Here is a 13,732-nt window from a genome sequence, read left to right on the forward strand (position 1 = left end):
AGCCTGACCACAGCACCCCGTGGATTCGAGGGTGAGGGATTCCCGGTGCGCCGCGCTTTCGCCGGCATCCCCATGCAGCTGCTCGACCCGTTCATCCATCTGGACCAGATGGGCGAGGTGGAGTACGCGCCGGGCGAGCCGAAGGGCACCCCGTGGCACCCGCACCGCGGATTCGAGACGGTCACCTACATGATCGACGGGATCATGGAGCACCAGGACTCCAACGGCGGCGGCGGATCGATCGGCGGTGGCGACACCCAGTGGATGACCGCCGGCGGCGGAATCCTGCACATCGAAACTCCGCCCGAACACCTCGTCGTCTCCGGCGGTCTGTTCCACGGCCTGCAACTGTGGGTGAACCTGCCGCGGTCGAACAAATTGGTGGCACCGCGCTACCAGGACATCACGGGCGAGAAGGTGAAGCTCGTGTCGTCGCCGGACGGCGGCGCACTGGTCCGGGTGATCGCAGGCGAGATCGACGGCAATCAGGGTCCCGGGTCCACCTATACGCCAATTGCTCTGGCGCACGCGACGATCGCGCCCGGCGCGAAGCTGACGCTGCCGTGGAACTCCGAGTTCAACGCGGTGCTCTACGTCCTCGCCGGCTCCGGCACGGTCGGGCCCGAACAGCGGCCGATCGAGATGGGTCAGACGGCGGTGTTCGCACCGGGCCACACCGGCGACGCGATCACGGTCTCGGCCTCCGACCGACAAGACCAGCGCACCGGCTCGCTCGAGGTATTCATCCTGGGCGGCAAGCCGATTCGCGAACCGATCGCCATGGCCGGTCCGTTCGTGATGAACACTCGCCAAGAGGTCATCGACGCATTCGAAGACTTCGAGGCCGGCCGGCTGGGCAGCATCCCCGCCGAACACGCACGGCTGTAATCCACCTGTAGCACCCATGTAGGCGCAGCGTGACGGTGATCCGAACCGTCACGCTGTCGCTGCCGTACTCTGAGTAGAACCCACTGACCACAGCAAGGGAGGTCGGGCGTGGCCGCGCCAGTAACGCCGCACATCGATATCCACCGCGGTGGCGATCGGCTGAAAACCCGCGTCGCCTGGCTGGATTCGAAACACTCGTTCTCATTCGGTGCGAACTACGATCCCGAGAACACCCACCACGGTTTGCTGCTCGTGAACAACGACGACATCGTGCTGCCGGGCACCGGGTTCGAGACACATCCACACCGCGACATGGAGATCGTGACCTGGGTGCTCGACGGCAGCCTGGTCCATCAGGACTCGCTGGGCCACAACGGCGTGATCTACCCCGGGCTCGCGCAACGGATGAGCGCAGGAACCGGCATCCTCCACTCCGAGAAGAACGACCTGAGCACCATCCGCGTGTCCGAAAACAGCACCGACCCAGTCCATTTCATCCAGATGTGGGTCGTGCCCGACGAAGGTGGGCTGACCCCGGGCTACGAGCAGCTCGAGATCGACGACGAACTGCTACGCGGTGGACTCGTCACGGTCGCATCCGGAATGCCGGCACACCGCAATTCCACTGCCATCACGATCAACAGTAAGTACTCCGCGCTGCACGCCGCGCGGCTGACCGGCGACCGCTCGGTGACGTTGCCGGACGCGCCGTTCCTGCATTTGTTCGTCACCCGTGGCACGGTTGAGATGGAGGGTGCCGGGCCGCTGTACGCCGGCGACGCCGTGCGACTCTCCAACTCCGGTGGCCAGCGTGTTTCCTCGGTCGAACCCGCCGAGATTCTGATCTGGGAGATGCACGCCCGCCTCGGGCCGCCGGACTGACCTTTAGGAGGTCGCCAGCATGTCGCAACCACCGCCGCCCGAAGGCCAGGGGCAAAACCCGCAGTACCCCCAGAACCCGCCCTACGGCCAAAACCCGCAGTACGGCCCACCACCTGGGTACGGGCAGGGTCAGTACGGTCAGGGCCAGCCCTACGGCCAGGGCTCCCAACAGTACGGACAAGGCTCGCAGTACGGCCAAGGCCAGTATGGGCAAGGTCAATACGGCCAGGGCCAGTACGGTCAGCCCGGGTACCAGGGCGGTCAGTACTACGGCGAACCGCCGAAGCGCGGCAACGGGCTCGCGATCGCGGCGCTGGTCATCGGCATTTTTGCCCTACTGCTGTGCTGGACCATCGTCGGCGGGATTGGCCTCGGACTGATTGCGCTTGTCCTCGGATTCATCGCGCTGAGCCGTAGCCGCAGTGACGGTGCGGGCGGCGGGGGCATGGCGATCGGCGGCATCGTGCTCGGTGTGCTCGGCGTGATCGCCTCGATCGTGCTGATCGTCATCGGTGTCGGGATCTTCAATTCGGTCGGCGGCGGCGACTACATCGATTGCATCCGCGACGCCGGAAACGACCGCGCCGCGCAGGATCAGTGCGACCGGGAGTTCCAGAACAACATCGAGGACCGCTTCGACATCACCATCTCCCCGCAACCGTCGTTCGCGCCGCGCTGAGCGAGCCGCTTCCGCGGGTGGTGACCTGAGCTGCGGCAATCCGGGCACGGTGTAAATATGGTCAGATGACCGCGCAAATCTCCGGTATCGACCTCTCCCATCGCGACACCTCGGTGCGCCCGCAGGACGACTTGTTCGTCCACGTCAACGGCAGCTGGCTCGACGAGTACGAGATTCCCGGGGACCGCGCGGTGGACGGCGCTTTCCGCGCCCTCTACGACCAGGCCGAGATCGACGCGCAGAACATCATCATCGAGGCGGCGGACGCAGGCGCCGAGCGCGGCACCGATACGCAACGCATCGGTGACCTCTACGCGAGCTTCATGGACGCGGAGGCCGTCGAGGCCGCCGGTATCGAGCCGATCGCCGCGGAGCTGGCGGCAGTGCGCGCCGTACAGGATCGCGATTCGATGGCCGCCGTGCTCGGCCGGTTGCAGCGCTGCGGCGTGGTCGGCGCGGTTGGGGACTACGTCGACACCGACGCGAAGAACTCTGAGCGCTACATCGTGCACTTCACGCAGGCCGGCCTCGGCCTGCCCGACGAGTCCTACTACCGCCTCGACGAGCACGCGGAACTGCGCGCTGACTACGTCGCCCATATCGGGCGGATGTTCGCGCTGGCCGGCGTGAACTACGACGCGGCGCGCGTGCTCGAGCTCGAAACCAAGCTTGCCGCCGGACACTGGGACGTCGTGCAGCGCCGCGACGCCGAGCGCAGCTACAACCTGGTGAGCTTCGACAACGTCGTCTCGGCCGCGCCGAGCTTCAACTGGATCGCCTGGATCGCCACGCTCAACGAGGGTTCGGCCGATTCCACCGAGCGGTTCACCGAGATCGTCGTCCGCCAGCCCAGCTTCATCCGGGTGTTCGGTGACGTGTGGGCGCAGGAATCACTTGCCGACTGGCAGGCATGGGCGACGTGGCGAATTCTTCGCGCGCGCGCCCGCTTCCTTACCGCGGCCATCGTCGAGGAGTACTACGCGTTCTACGGCACCCGGCTCACCGGCACCAAGGAAATCCCCGAGCGCTGGAAGCGCGGCGTCGGACTGGTGCAGGAACTGCTCGGCGAGGCCGTCGGCAAGCTCTACGTCGAGCGGCACTTCCCGCCCGCAGCCAAGGAGCGGATGGTCGAACTCGTCGACAACCTGCGCGAGGCCTACCGGCGCAATATCAGCGACCTGGACTGGATGGGCGCCGACACCAGGACCGCCGCGCTGACCAAGCTGGACAAGTTCACGCCGAAAATCGGCTATCCCGAGAAGTGGCGGGACTACTCGGCGATCGTCATCGAGCCTGCCGACCTGATCGGCAACTACCGGCGCGGTTACGCCGCGGAGCACGACCGCGATCTCGCCAAGCTCGGTGGCCCGGTGGACCGCGACGAGTGGTTCATGACACCGCAGACCGTGAACGCCTACTACAACCCGGGTATGAACGAGATCGTCTTCCCGGCCGCGATCCTGCAGCCCCCGTTCTTCGACGCCGTGGCCGATGACGCGGCGAACTACGGCGGAATCGGCGCCGTGATCGGCCACGAGATCGGACACGGCTTCGACGACCAGGGCGCGAAGTACGACGGCGACGGGAACATGATCGATTGGTGGACCGACGACGACCGCACCGAGTTCGGCAAGCGGACGAAGGCGCTGATCGCGCAGTACAACGAGTTCGAGCCGAAGGCGCTGCCCGGCCATCGCGTGAACGGCGAATTCACGATCGGTGAGAACATCGGCGACCTGGGCGGCCTGTCCATCGCGGTCGAGGCGTACAAGATCGCCACCGACGGCAAGGAAGCACCGGTCATCGACGGTCTGACCGGGCTGCAGCGCGTCTTCTACGGCTGGGCACAGGTGTGGCGGACGAAGGCCCGCGACGAGGAAGCGACGCGCCGACTCACCGTCGACCCGCACTCGCCGCCGGAGTTCCGCTGCAACGGCGTGGTGCGCAACATGGACAGCTTCCACGAGGCGTTCGACGTGAATGAGGGCGACGCGCTGTACCTGGACCCGGATCAGCGGGTCAAGATCTGGTAATCGTGCCCAGGTAAACGAAAAACGGGCCGCCTGCGTTTGCAGGCGGCCCGTTTCTTTCTAGCTATGTCAGGCGTTGACGATCGTCACGGCATCGCCATTGCGCACGTTGTCGAAGTACCACTTGGCATTCGCGGTGCTCAGGTTGATGCAACCGTGGCTGACGTTCGCGTTGCCCTGGTCATCCACCGACCACGGTGCGGCATGGACGTATATGCCGTCCCAGGTCAGGCGGGTGGCCCACTTGACGTCGACGCGGTAGCCCTCGGGAGCGTCGATCGGCACGCCGTACGTGGAGGAGTCCATCACCACGTCGGCTTCCTTGGCCAGCACCTTGAAGGTGCCGTTCGGCGACTCGTGGCCCGGCTTGCCGAGTGCTGTCGGCATCTCGCGAACGACATCGCCGCCGATCTTCACGGAGAAGACGTGCGAACCCGCGTCCGCGACCGCCTCGAAGGCGTCGCTGATCTTGAACGCCGTTCCGCTACCGGTGGCCTGCACGGTGACCGCGGTGTTGCGCGGCCAGAAGTCGTCCGGCACCCACTGCAGGTGGCTGTCGTCGACCCAGTTGAAGTGGCCGGCGACCGACATCGACGGAGTGACCGAAACGGTCGATTCCGCGGCGGCCCGATCGGTGATCGGCTCACGGAAGAAAACATCTACGGCGCGCTTGCCGCCGACTACCTCGCCATTCGCGGGGAAGACCGAGGGCTGCTCGGTCGGCGCGAGCGGGACGGTCAGCTGCGGAAGGCCCGGCACACCGGCCGAACCCGGAGGGACGAGCGCGGGCACGCCCGGCACGTCGGGGCCACCAGGCCAGAGCGGATCTGCCTGGGCGGGCACGAGCACTGCGAGACCGGTCAGGGAAGCTCCGGCGACGGCCATCGCGGCGCGAGCACCCCAGCGGGCGCCGTGCTTTCGAATTGGTCGAACTGTCGTCATGGCTGAAACACCTGTTCCTGTACTTCTCCGCGCGGAGATTCCGGCGGACATAGTCGTGTGGCGCGTCGTCGTGACCGCGCTGAGACCTTTACCCATTAGTTCACAAAGTTCCGGTGATGGCCAATCAGAACGTGCAACATCACGGTCGAAATGAGACGTGCACAACATTTTTCGTGGTGCGGCCCGGTGTGAAACCGGTCACGCAACGCGCCCGACAACGTCGAACATTATCGGCCGGCGCGGGCCGGTGGCGATGTTGTGCGGCACGGAGACAGGCGGCGCGGAACGTCGCACCCGATCAGGCAATTCGAGCCGGACCTGGGTCAGGATTGTGGCGAGCACGATCCGCATCTCGTATTCGGCCAGCGATGCCCCGATGCACCGGCGATGTCCACCGCCGAAAGGCGCATATTCGAAGGGCTTGTAATTCCGGTCGAGGAATCGCTGCGGCTCGAACTGGCCAGGGTTCGACCACACCTCCGGATCGGAGTGCAAAAGCGTCAACGAGATCCCGACCGCGTCACCGGCGTCTCGTCGCACGCCGCGCACGGTGAGCGGACCGCGCAGGCGCCGCAGGATGATCGGCACCGGCGGGTGGAGCCGAAGCGCCTCGCGGCACACCGCGTCGAGGTACGGCAGCGCCGCAAACGCGTGTGCGTCGTCGCCCGCAGTGGCGAGTTCGTCGAGCAGTCGTTCGAGCACCGCAGGGTTGCGGTGCAGGTGGTACAGCGCCCACACCACCGAGGTCGCGGTGGTCTCGTGACCGGCAACGAGCAGCGAGCGCAACTGTTCGCGCAACTCGGTGTCATCGAGCGCGGAACCGTCGTCGTATCGGGCGTCGAGCAGCATGCCAAGGACGTCCGGCGCGCCACCGTCGCCGGCCTGCCTGCGGTGCTCGATATCGGCTGTGAGCAGCTCGTCGAACCGCTCACGCTGGCGGAGGAAGTGCGCCCACGGCCCGAGCCCGAGCACCTGGCGACGCAACGCGGGCGCCAGCATCAGGGCGCCGGAGTAGGAGCCGAGGAAATTCACCACGGTTTGCGAGTACTCGTCGCACCGGTCGTCACCCTCGATGCCGAACACCGCGCGCAGGATTACCCGCAGCGTGATCGCCCGAGACGCGACGCGCGAATCGACCCGGTCGCCCGGATGCCAGCGCGATATCTCGTGCAGCGCGGATTCGCGGATCATCCCTGCATACGCGCGAATGCGCTGGCCGTGGAAGGTTGGCATCAGCAACGCGCGTCCGCGGCGGTGATCTTCACCATCGAGCAGGATCAGCGAGGAATCGCCCACCATCGGCGCGATCGGGTTGGGTTGCGCGGCCTCGAAGACGTCCACGGGAGCGCGGAAGATGGCGCGCGCACCCGCCGAGGTGCCGGTGAACAGAACATCGCCAAAGCGGGGAAACCGCACGACGAACGGGTCGCCGTCGTGCTCGCGACGCCACTCGAAGTACCGGGCGGGGTCGAGCGCGGCGGCAGCCCAGTGCAGCGCCAGCAGCCTGGGCGCGCGCGGATCAGTCGGGGTGCTCATGCCCCCACTACGTCCCGACGTGGAACCCGGTTCACCTGCGTGTTCATCGCTCCCCCCGGAGAGATTGGCTACAACATCCAAATACCCGCTGGTGTGGCAATGCACGCACGGCCCGCCTGGACGTTCCAGGCCAGCGCGTTCACGCCCTGGCAAATAACGCCCTGATCTGCGTCTGCGGCGAGCGCTTGGGAGTTGTTCAAGGCAATCGCGATCGACAGCGCGCCATGACTCACCGAGGTGATTGCCACGCTGCCCGGCCCGACGCCGATCGCGGCCGGAATGCCGCCAGAGCCCTCGCTGGCACCGACTCCGCCGTCGAGGCCAACCCCGATCGCCATCGCCCCCGCGACCGCCTTCGCGTATCCGACACCGCCGAGTCCGTAGGCGTTGGCGATGCCGCTCGGGTCCGACTCACTGCCACACGCGTTGACGCCGTCGACGATCGTCATGCTCGTACCCCCGCTCGACGAGCAACTCACGGGCAGCGCGCTCGCCGTGTTCACCGTCTCCGGGACGGGGGTGTCCATAGCCTCGGCCGCGGCCAGGGCAGGGGCGGCCAGCGCCATCCCTCCGACCGCAACGCCGGACACCAGGATTTGCGCGATCATCGAGGCCTCCCTTTGCCCAACGTCAGAAACCCACGCTACCCGCTCCGCCGTTGGGGAATGACTCATCAATCCAGACCGTTGGCCACTCGAGACATGGTGGCGCGGGAATGCGAATACGCTTGCCCGCATTGTCGCTTTCGAAGGTAAACACGATCGACAGAGCGGGTGAACACGTGGCCGAACAAACCGTGGGCGACCCCCGGCTGTTCCATCGCCTGGTCGGCACCGTGCAGGATGCCCGGCGCGACGGAAACGCCGAATCACTCGCCGCTGCAATGCTGCTCGGCGCCACGCTCATCGCGCTTATCTGGGCCAATTCGCCTTGGTCGCAAAGCTATTCGGAGTTCTGGCATACACCGCTGACGATCAGCCTCGGCGACATGTCGCTGAGCATGAACCTGATGCACTGGGTCAACGACGGCCTGATGACGCTGTTCTTCTTCGTCGTCGGGCTCGATGTGAAACGCGAGTTCACCACCGGCGAGCTCACCGACCGCCGCCGTGCGATGACCCCGATCATCGCCGCGATTGCGGGTCTCGCCGTGCCCGCGGCGTTGTTCCTGCTGCTCAACCCGAGCGGCGAGGCATCGAGCGCGTGGGGCGTCGTGATCTCCACCGACACCGCGTTCCTACTCGGCGCGCTCGCGCTGGTCGGCCCGGCCTGCGGCGCCCGACTACGGGTCTTCCTACTGACACTCGCGGTGGCCGACGATATCGGCGCGCTGGCCGTTATCGCGGTGGTCTACACCGATGACCTGCGGCTCGCCCCCCTCGGTTTCGCGGCGATCGGCCTGCTCGCAATCGCCTGGCTACGGCGCCAGGGCGCGTGGCGCGGGTTCGGTTATGCGGTGGTTTCGGTGCTGACCTGGCTCGCGTTTTACGAGTCCGGCGTGCATCCGACACTGGCCGGCGTGATGATCGCGCTGATCCTGCCGGTATACCCGCCGCGGCGCTCCGAGGTGGAACGGGCCGCGGAGCTCACCCGCGCGTTCCGCCAATCGCCCAATCCCGAGTACGCCCGCGCGGCGCGCCTCGGGCTCGACCGCGCGGTTTCGGTCAACGAGCGCCTCATGCGCCTGCACGAGCCATACACAAGTTTCCTCATCGTGCCGCTTTTCGCGCTGGCCAATGCGGGCGTGACGCTGTCCGCCGACACGATGCGTGCGGCCGCGACCTCCCCGGTGACGTGGGGCATCGTGGTCGGCCTCGTAGCCGGCAAATTCATCGGGATCGCCGGCACCTCGGGCCTTGTGGAGCGGATCCGGCCCGGCAGCCTCGCGCCCGGGCTACGGCCATCGTGGCTCGCCGGTGGCGCGGCGCTGTCGGGTATCGGCTTCACGATTTCGCTGTTCATCGTCGACCTCGCGCTCGGCGACTCCGCGCTCGCCGACGAGGCCCGGATCGGCGTGCTTGCGGCGACGGTGATCGCGACGCTGCTCGGCTGGACGATCTTCGCAGTGGATCGCCGGCTGCACCCCGAGTCCGCGGACGCCAACGCACAGCTGCTGCGCCCGATCGACCTCGATCGGGATCACGTTCGCGGCCCGGCGGACGCCCCGCTGACCCTGGTTGAGTACGGCGACTTCGAGTGCCCGTTCTGCAGTAAGGCCACCGGCAGCATCCGGCAGGTACGCGATCACTTCGGCGACGAGTTGCGCTACGTTTTCCGGCACCTCCCACTCGAGGAGCACCACCCGTCCGCGCGCTACGCCGCCCAAGCCGCGGAAGCTGCTGCGGCGCAAGGGAAGTTCTGGGAGATGCACGACACGCTGTTCCTCAACCACGAGGCACTCGCGCCGGACGACATCCGCACCTACGCCGAGAATCTGGTCCTCGATGTCGACCGGTTCGACGAAGACCTGCGGATCAGCCGGTACGCCGGCCGTGTGGACGACGACTCGATCGACGCCGAGTCCAGCGACGTGAACGGCACCCCGACATTCTTCATCGGGGTGGGCGTGGAGACCCCGGTCCGGCACCGCGGGCATTACGACGCGGCGACTCTGATCGCGCAGTTGGAGGCCTTGCGGCCGGCGGAGTCGAGGGAGTAGCGATCCCGCGACTTCCGGGCGCACTCGTCTCACATAGTGGATGGAGGATTTGTTGCGTTAGGCGGGGTGAACGGAAGCGTTCACTCCGTCTAACGCAACAAATCTTCCGTTCGCGGCCGAACGGGCCGTCCCACATCGTGAACGCACAGGGATCTGAGCTACGCGCGGTGGATCGTTCAGTCAGGTATCCGGTTGCCCTCGTCGTCCCAGTGCTCGGCCACCTTCTTGCTCGGCTGCACCCGCGGCGGCTCGCCCGGCATCTTGGGATAGTCCGGCGGGAAGTTCAGTTCGACCGGATTTGCGTCCCACAAATCCAGCAACGGCTGGATCGAGTACGCCTGCGTGTCCATATCGGCCCATGCGTCGCCGACATCGGCCAGCCGGTCCGGCACCGTGAACAGGTTGAACTCGCGCGGATCTTGCACGTCTGCGAGGTCCGACCACGTGAGCGGCGTCGAGACGGGAGCGCCCTGCACGGCACGCAGTGAGTACGCCGCGGCGATCGATCGGTCCCGGCAGTTCTGGTTGTAGTCCACGAAGATGCGGTCCCCGCGTTCCTCTTTCCACCACGCGACCGTAGTGCCGGAATCACGCTTCTCCAGCTCCCGGCCGAGCGCGATGGCGGCGTGCCGAACATCCTGAAAATCCCAACGGGGTTCGATGCGCACGAAGACGTGCACGCCCCGGTTGCCGGACGTTTTGCAGAACGCCGTGAGGCCCAGTTCGGCGAGAACGTCGCGCGCCAGCGTCGCCACACGAACCACATCGGCGAACGTTGTTCCTGGTTGCGGATCGAGGTCGATACGAAGCTCGTCCGGGTGATCCAGCGAAGTCGGCTCGTCTGTCAGCCGCACCGGCCACGGGTGAAACGTGATCGTCCCCATCTGCGCGCACCAGACGGCGACCGCCACCTCCGAGAGACAAAGCTCCTCGGCGGTCCGGCCGGATGGGAAGGTGACGCGCGCGGTGCGGACATAGTCGGGCGCGCCCTTCATTACCCGCTTCTGATAGAAGCCGTCGGCCTCACGATCGTTGGGCCCCACGGCAAGTCGACCCCCTGGGTGTACTCCGCCGGGCCATCGCTCCAGCGCCGTCGGCCGGTTCCCGAGCACGCGGAGCAGCGGCTCACCGACCGCGGCGAAATACTCGGCGACCATCAGCTTCGACACCGCAGGCGTGCGATCGGTCGCGGGATAGATTTCGCGATCCGGATTCGTCACGCGTACCGCGCGGGAAGAGCCGTCGGGAGTCGGCACCTCGATCTCCGTTGCGGGCGCTTTAGCCATGAGCTTCCTCCGCGGCTCCTCCGGCGAGCACGTCGGCGAAGTCGTAGTTCACCGGCACCTCGAGCTGGTCGTAGGTACAAGAGCGGGGTTCCCGGTCCGGCCGCCAACGCACGAACCGGGCCGCGTGCCGCAGCCGCGCGCCCTCCATCTGGTCGTACGCCACCTCGACCACCAGTTCCGGCCGCAGCGGCACGAAACTTGCATCCGCACTGGACCGCCAGCGGTTCACCTCGCCGGTGGCCAGTTCGTCCCCGGCCCGCAGCGGTTCGAGTTCTTCCAGGTATTGCTTGCGCTTCGCCTCGGTGAACGCGGCGGCGCCACCGATCATGCGCAGTTCGTCGCCGTCGTAGAGTCCGAGCAGCATCGACCCGATGCCGTGGATGTTCTTGTGCATCCGATAGCCGAGCACCACCACATCCGCGGTGCGCGCGTGCTTGACCTTCACCATCTCCCGCTTGTCCGGCACATACCGCCCACCGAGCCGCTTCGCGATGACGCCGTCGAGTCCGGCTCCCTCGAACTCGGAGAACCAGCGCAGCGCCGTCCCCGGATCCATCGTGGCCACCGTGGTGTGGATGGACGGTCCGTCACCGATGATCTCGAGCAGGCGTTCACGGCGTTGCCGCAGTGGCGTTTCGGTGAGGTCCTCGTCGTCGATCGCGAGCAGGTCGAAGCCGACGAACTTGGCCGGGAACTCCTCGGCGAGCATCCGAATTCGGCTCTCCGCGGGGTGAATTCGCGAGGACAACGCCTCCCAGTCCAGTCGAATCCGGCCGTCGATCTCGCGGGGAACGACGAGTTCACCGTCCACCACGCACCGCTCCGGCAATTCCGCCTTCACCGCTTCCACCATCTCGGGGAAGTAGCGGCCGAGATCCTTGGTGTTGCGCGAACCGAGCACCACGTCGTCGCCGTCGCGAAAAACGATCGTGCGGAAGCCATCCCACTTCGGTTCGTACAACCACACCGGCTCGTCGTCCGATGGCTGCTCGGGTACTGCGGCCGCGGCCTTCGCGAGCATGGGCTTCAGCGGCGGCCGTACGGGTAGGCGCATTGCCTCATCATGGCAGCACCGGGCGACACGAACTTGAAGAATTTACGGGCGCTGATCGCGAGGCTCGATCCACACCTTGCCGCCGTCGAGATCGATATCGCCGGCGATCGCGGTCTCCGCCCGCACGATCCGGTTTCGTTCCATCTCCTCGACAACATGGCGGTTCGACGGTGTGAAGAGGTTCGCCATCTCCCCGAACATGCCCGCTGCGCCGCCCCCGCCCGGTGCCGTGGTCTTGCGCCAATACATCCACCCGCGGCGTTCGAACCACAGCAACAATTGGTCGAGCAGGACGCCGACCCCGATCAACGCGAGCACCGCGATATACGCCGATCCCATACCAATCGCCACCCCCAATCGCGCTCTGGAACGGCACCGAGCCTACCTGCGTTGACGGCCCGCGCCGCGGCCCAAATCGGCTTACAGTCGAGGACAAGCAACCTCGTAGAACACCGTCGGTTCGGCGTGTCGGGCAAGACGGTTCCGACTCAAGACGGGCGCGACCATGGGATTTCTTGCACCGAGCGATTCGATCTTCCTGCTCGGCGAGAGTCGAGAACATCCGTTGCATGTGGGTGGGCTGCAGCTTTACGAGCCGCCCGAAGACGCAGGGCCGGAGTACACCCGCGAGGTCTACGAGAGCCTCCTCGCGCACACCGACACCCATCCCATCTACCGATTACGCCCCGCGCAGCCGGTCGGCACGCTGGGCCAATTCCGGATGACGGAAGTCGACGAGGTCGACTTCGAGTACCACGTGCGGTTGTCCGCATTGCCTCGCCCCGGACGTATCCGCGAACTTCTCGCGTTGTTGTCGCGCCTGCATGGCACGCTGCTCGACCGGCACATGCCGCTGTGGGAGATGCACGTCATCGAAGGTTTGGAAGACAACCGCGTCGCCGTCTACACGAAGATTCACCACTCGCTGCTCGACGGCATCTCTGCGCTGCGCATGCTGGAGAAGACGCTCAGCCCCGATCCGAACGCGCGTGACTGTCTCGCACCGTGGTCACCGCAGGAGCGTCGGCAGCGACGATCGGGATCCGGTGGGCCGTCGCTGTTACAGGCAGGGGCCAACCTCGTCGGAGACCTCGCTGGGCTCGGCCCCACCGCCCTCCGGCTCGCCGAAAAGACACTCGGCAGCAGCCCTGCGATCGGTCCGGGACAAGCCCCACGGACGATGTTCAACGTGCCGATCGGCGGCGCGCGCCGATTCGCCGCACAGACCTGGCCGATGGACAGACTGCAAGGCGTCGCGCGGTCCACCGGCACCAAGCTCAACGACATCGTGCTCGCGATGTGCGGGGGCGCGCTGCGCTCCTACCTGCTCGAACAGGCGGCCCTACCGGACACACCACTGATCGCGGCGGTTCCGGTGTCGCTGCGCACCGACGACTCGCAAGGGGGCAATGCGGTGAGCATCATCCTGTGCAACCTCGGCACCCACCTGTCGGACCCGCTCGACCAGTTGCGCGCGATTACCGAATCGATGGATGCCGGAAAGGAACTCGTGCGGGGGGTCAGCCCACTGCAGGCGATGGCAATCGGCGCGGTAAACCTCTCCTCGGTCGCGCTGGCCGCCGTGCCCGGTTACGTCCGCTTCGCACCGCCGTCGTTCAACATCCTGATTTCGAACGTGCCCGGACCGAAGGAGGACCTCTTCTACAACGGCGCCCGGCTCGACGGCCTGTATCCGCTGTCGGTGGTGCTCGACGGCTTCGCACTGAACATCACCCTGACCAGCCGGGCCCGCTTCCTCGACTTCGGCCTGATCGG

General features: G+C 66.4%; 12 protein-coding genes. 6 read left to right on the forward strand and 6 right to left on the reverse strand.

What is annotated here, in order from left to right:
* The 4 genes from A8G08_RS03700 to A8G08_RS03715 all read left to right on the forward strand — a co-directional run.
* Nucleotides 1-888: pirin family protein (locus tag A8G08_RS03700; RefSeq protein WP_068270309.1), on the forward strand; the 888-nt coding region annotated here is incomplete at its 5' end.
* A gap of 108 nt (nt 889-996) precedes the next feature.
* Entirely contained in the window at nt 997-1,770 is a 774-nt protein-coding gene (locus A8G08_RS03705) for a pirin family protein (protein WP_068270311.1), read from the forward strand.
* A gap of 19 nt (nt 1,771-1,789) precedes the next feature.
* Nucleotides 1,790-2,449, forward strand: a complete 660-nt coding sequence (locus tag A8G08_RS03710) for a DUF4190 domain-containing protein (RefSeq protein WP_084435922.1) — start codon at nt 1,790-1,792, stop codon at nt 2,447-2,449.
* Between the two features lie 65 nt (nt 2,450-2,514).
* On the forward strand, nt 2,515-4,482 hold the full coding sequence (locus tag A8G08_RS03715; RefSeq protein WP_068270314.1) for a M13 family metallopeptidase: 1,968 nt from the start codon (nt 2,515-2,517) through the stop codon (nt 4,480-4,482).
* A 66-nt stretch (nt 4,483-4,548) separates the two neighbouring features.
* Here A8G08_RS03715 and A8G08_RS03720 read toward each other — a convergent pair whose 3' ends face one another.
* The 3 genes from A8G08_RS03720 to A8G08_RS03730 form a co-directional block, all read right to left on the reverse strand.
* A complete protein-coding gene (locus A8G08_RS03720) occupies nt 4,549-5,421 on the reverse strand; it encodes a L,D-transpeptidase (protein ID WP_068270317.1) in 873 nt (290 codons plus the stop codon).
* A gap of 198 nt (nt 5,422-5,619) precedes the next feature.
* Entirely contained in the window at nt 5,620-6,957 is a 1,338-nt protein-coding gene (locus A8G08_RS03725; protein WP_068270319.1) for a cytochrome P450, read from the reverse strand.
* A gap of 68 nt (nt 6,958-7,025) precedes the next feature.
* Nucleotides 7,026-7,565 carry a DUF6764 family protein gene (locus tag A8G08_RS03730; protein ID WP_157108389.1) on the reverse strand — a complete coding sequence of 180 codons (540 nt, stop codon included), beginning with the start codon at nt 7,563-7,565 and terminating at the stop codon, nt 7,026-7,028.
* Between the two features lie 173 nt (nt 7,566-7,738).
* Here A8G08_RS03730 and nhaA point away from each other — a divergent pair, with 173 nt between their 5' ends.
* Nucleotides 7,739-9,616, forward strand: coding sequence for a Na+/H+ antiporter NhaA (gene nhaA / locus A8G08_RS03735; RefSeq protein WP_068270322.1), 1,878 nt, complete (start codon nt 7,739-7,741; stop codon nt 9,614-9,616).
* 176 nt (nt 9,617-9,792) lie between these two features.
* On the opposite strand, the gene A8G08_RS03740 is transcribed toward nhaA, so the two are convergent.
* The 3 genes from A8G08_RS03740 to A8G08_RS03750 are packed head-to-tail and all read right to left on the reverse strand — an operon-like array spanning nt 9,793 to nt 12,295.
* A complete protein-coding gene (locus tag A8G08_RS03740; RefSeq protein WP_068270325.1) occupies nt 9,793-10,902 on the reverse strand; it encodes a DNA polymerase domain-containing protein in 1,110 nt (369 codons plus the stop codon).
* Nucleotides 10,895-11,956 carry an ATP-dependent DNA ligase gene (locus A8G08_RS03745; protein WP_068270329.1) on the reverse strand — a complete coding sequence of 354 codons (1,062 nt, stop codon included), beginning with the start codon at nt 11,954-11,956 and terminating at the stop codon, nt 10,895-10,897. The genes A8G08_RS03740 and A8G08_RS03745 overlap by 8 nt, the downstream gene beginning before the upstream one ends.
* 42 nt (nt 11,957-11,998) lie before the next feature.
* The gene (locus A8G08_RS03750; RefSeq protein WP_068270332.1) at nt 11,999-12,295 is read right to left on the reverse strand and encodes a hypothetical protein; all 297 of its coding nucleotides are present in this window, start codon (nt 12,293-12,295) and stop codon (nt 11,999-12,001) included.
* 166 nt (nt 12,296-12,461) lie between these two features.
* On the opposite strand from A8G08_RS03750, the gene A8G08_RS03755 reads away from it, so the two are divergent.
* Nucleotides 12,462-13,732: WS/DGAT/MGAT family O-acyltransferase (locus A8G08_RS03755; protein ID WP_068270334.1), on the forward strand; the 1,271-nt coding region annotated here is incomplete at its 3' end.

Origin of the sequence: Aldersonia kunmingensis (assembly GCF_001646865.1) — a bacterium.
In the GTDB taxonomy this organism is placed as follows: Bacteria; Actinomycetota; Actinomycetes; order Mycobacteriales; family Mycobacteriaceae; genus Aldersonia; species Aldersonia kunmingensis.

Bases quoted from the DNA above. Each gene is read 5' to 3' on its own strand.
- A8G08_RS03710 (WP_084435922.1), top strand. From the start codon at position 1,790: ATGTCGCAACCACCGCCGCCCGAAGGCCAGGGGCAAAACCCGCAGTAC.
- A8G08_RS03715 (WP_068270314.1), top strand. From the start codon at position 2,515: ATGACCGCGCAAATCTCCGGTATCGACCTCTCCCATCGCGACACCTCG.
- A8G08_RS03720 (WP_068270317.1), bottom strand. From the start codon at position 5,421: ATGACGACAGTTCGACCAATTCGAAAGCACGGCGCCCGCTGGGGTGCT.
- A8G08_RS03725 (WP_068270319.1), bottom strand. From the start codon at position 6,957: ATGAGCACCCCGACTGATCCGCGCGCGCCCAGGCTGCTGGCGCTGCAC.
- A8G08_RS03730 (WP_157108389.1), bottom strand. From the start codon at position 7,565: ATGATCGCGCAAATCCTGGTGTCCGGCGTTGCGGTCGGAGGGATGGCG.
- A8G08_RS03740 (WP_068270325.1), bottom strand. From the start codon at position 10,902: ATGGCTAAAGCGCCCGCAACGGAGATCGAGGTGCCGACTCCCGACGGC.
- A8G08_RS03745 (WP_068270329.1), bottom strand. From the start codon at position 11,956: ATGCGCCTACCCGTACGGCCGCCGCTGAAGCCCATGCTCGCGAAGGCC.
- A8G08_RS03750 (WP_068270332.1), bottom strand. From the start codon at position 12,295: ATGGGATCGGCGTATATCGCGGTGCTCGCGTTGATCGGGGTCGGCGTC.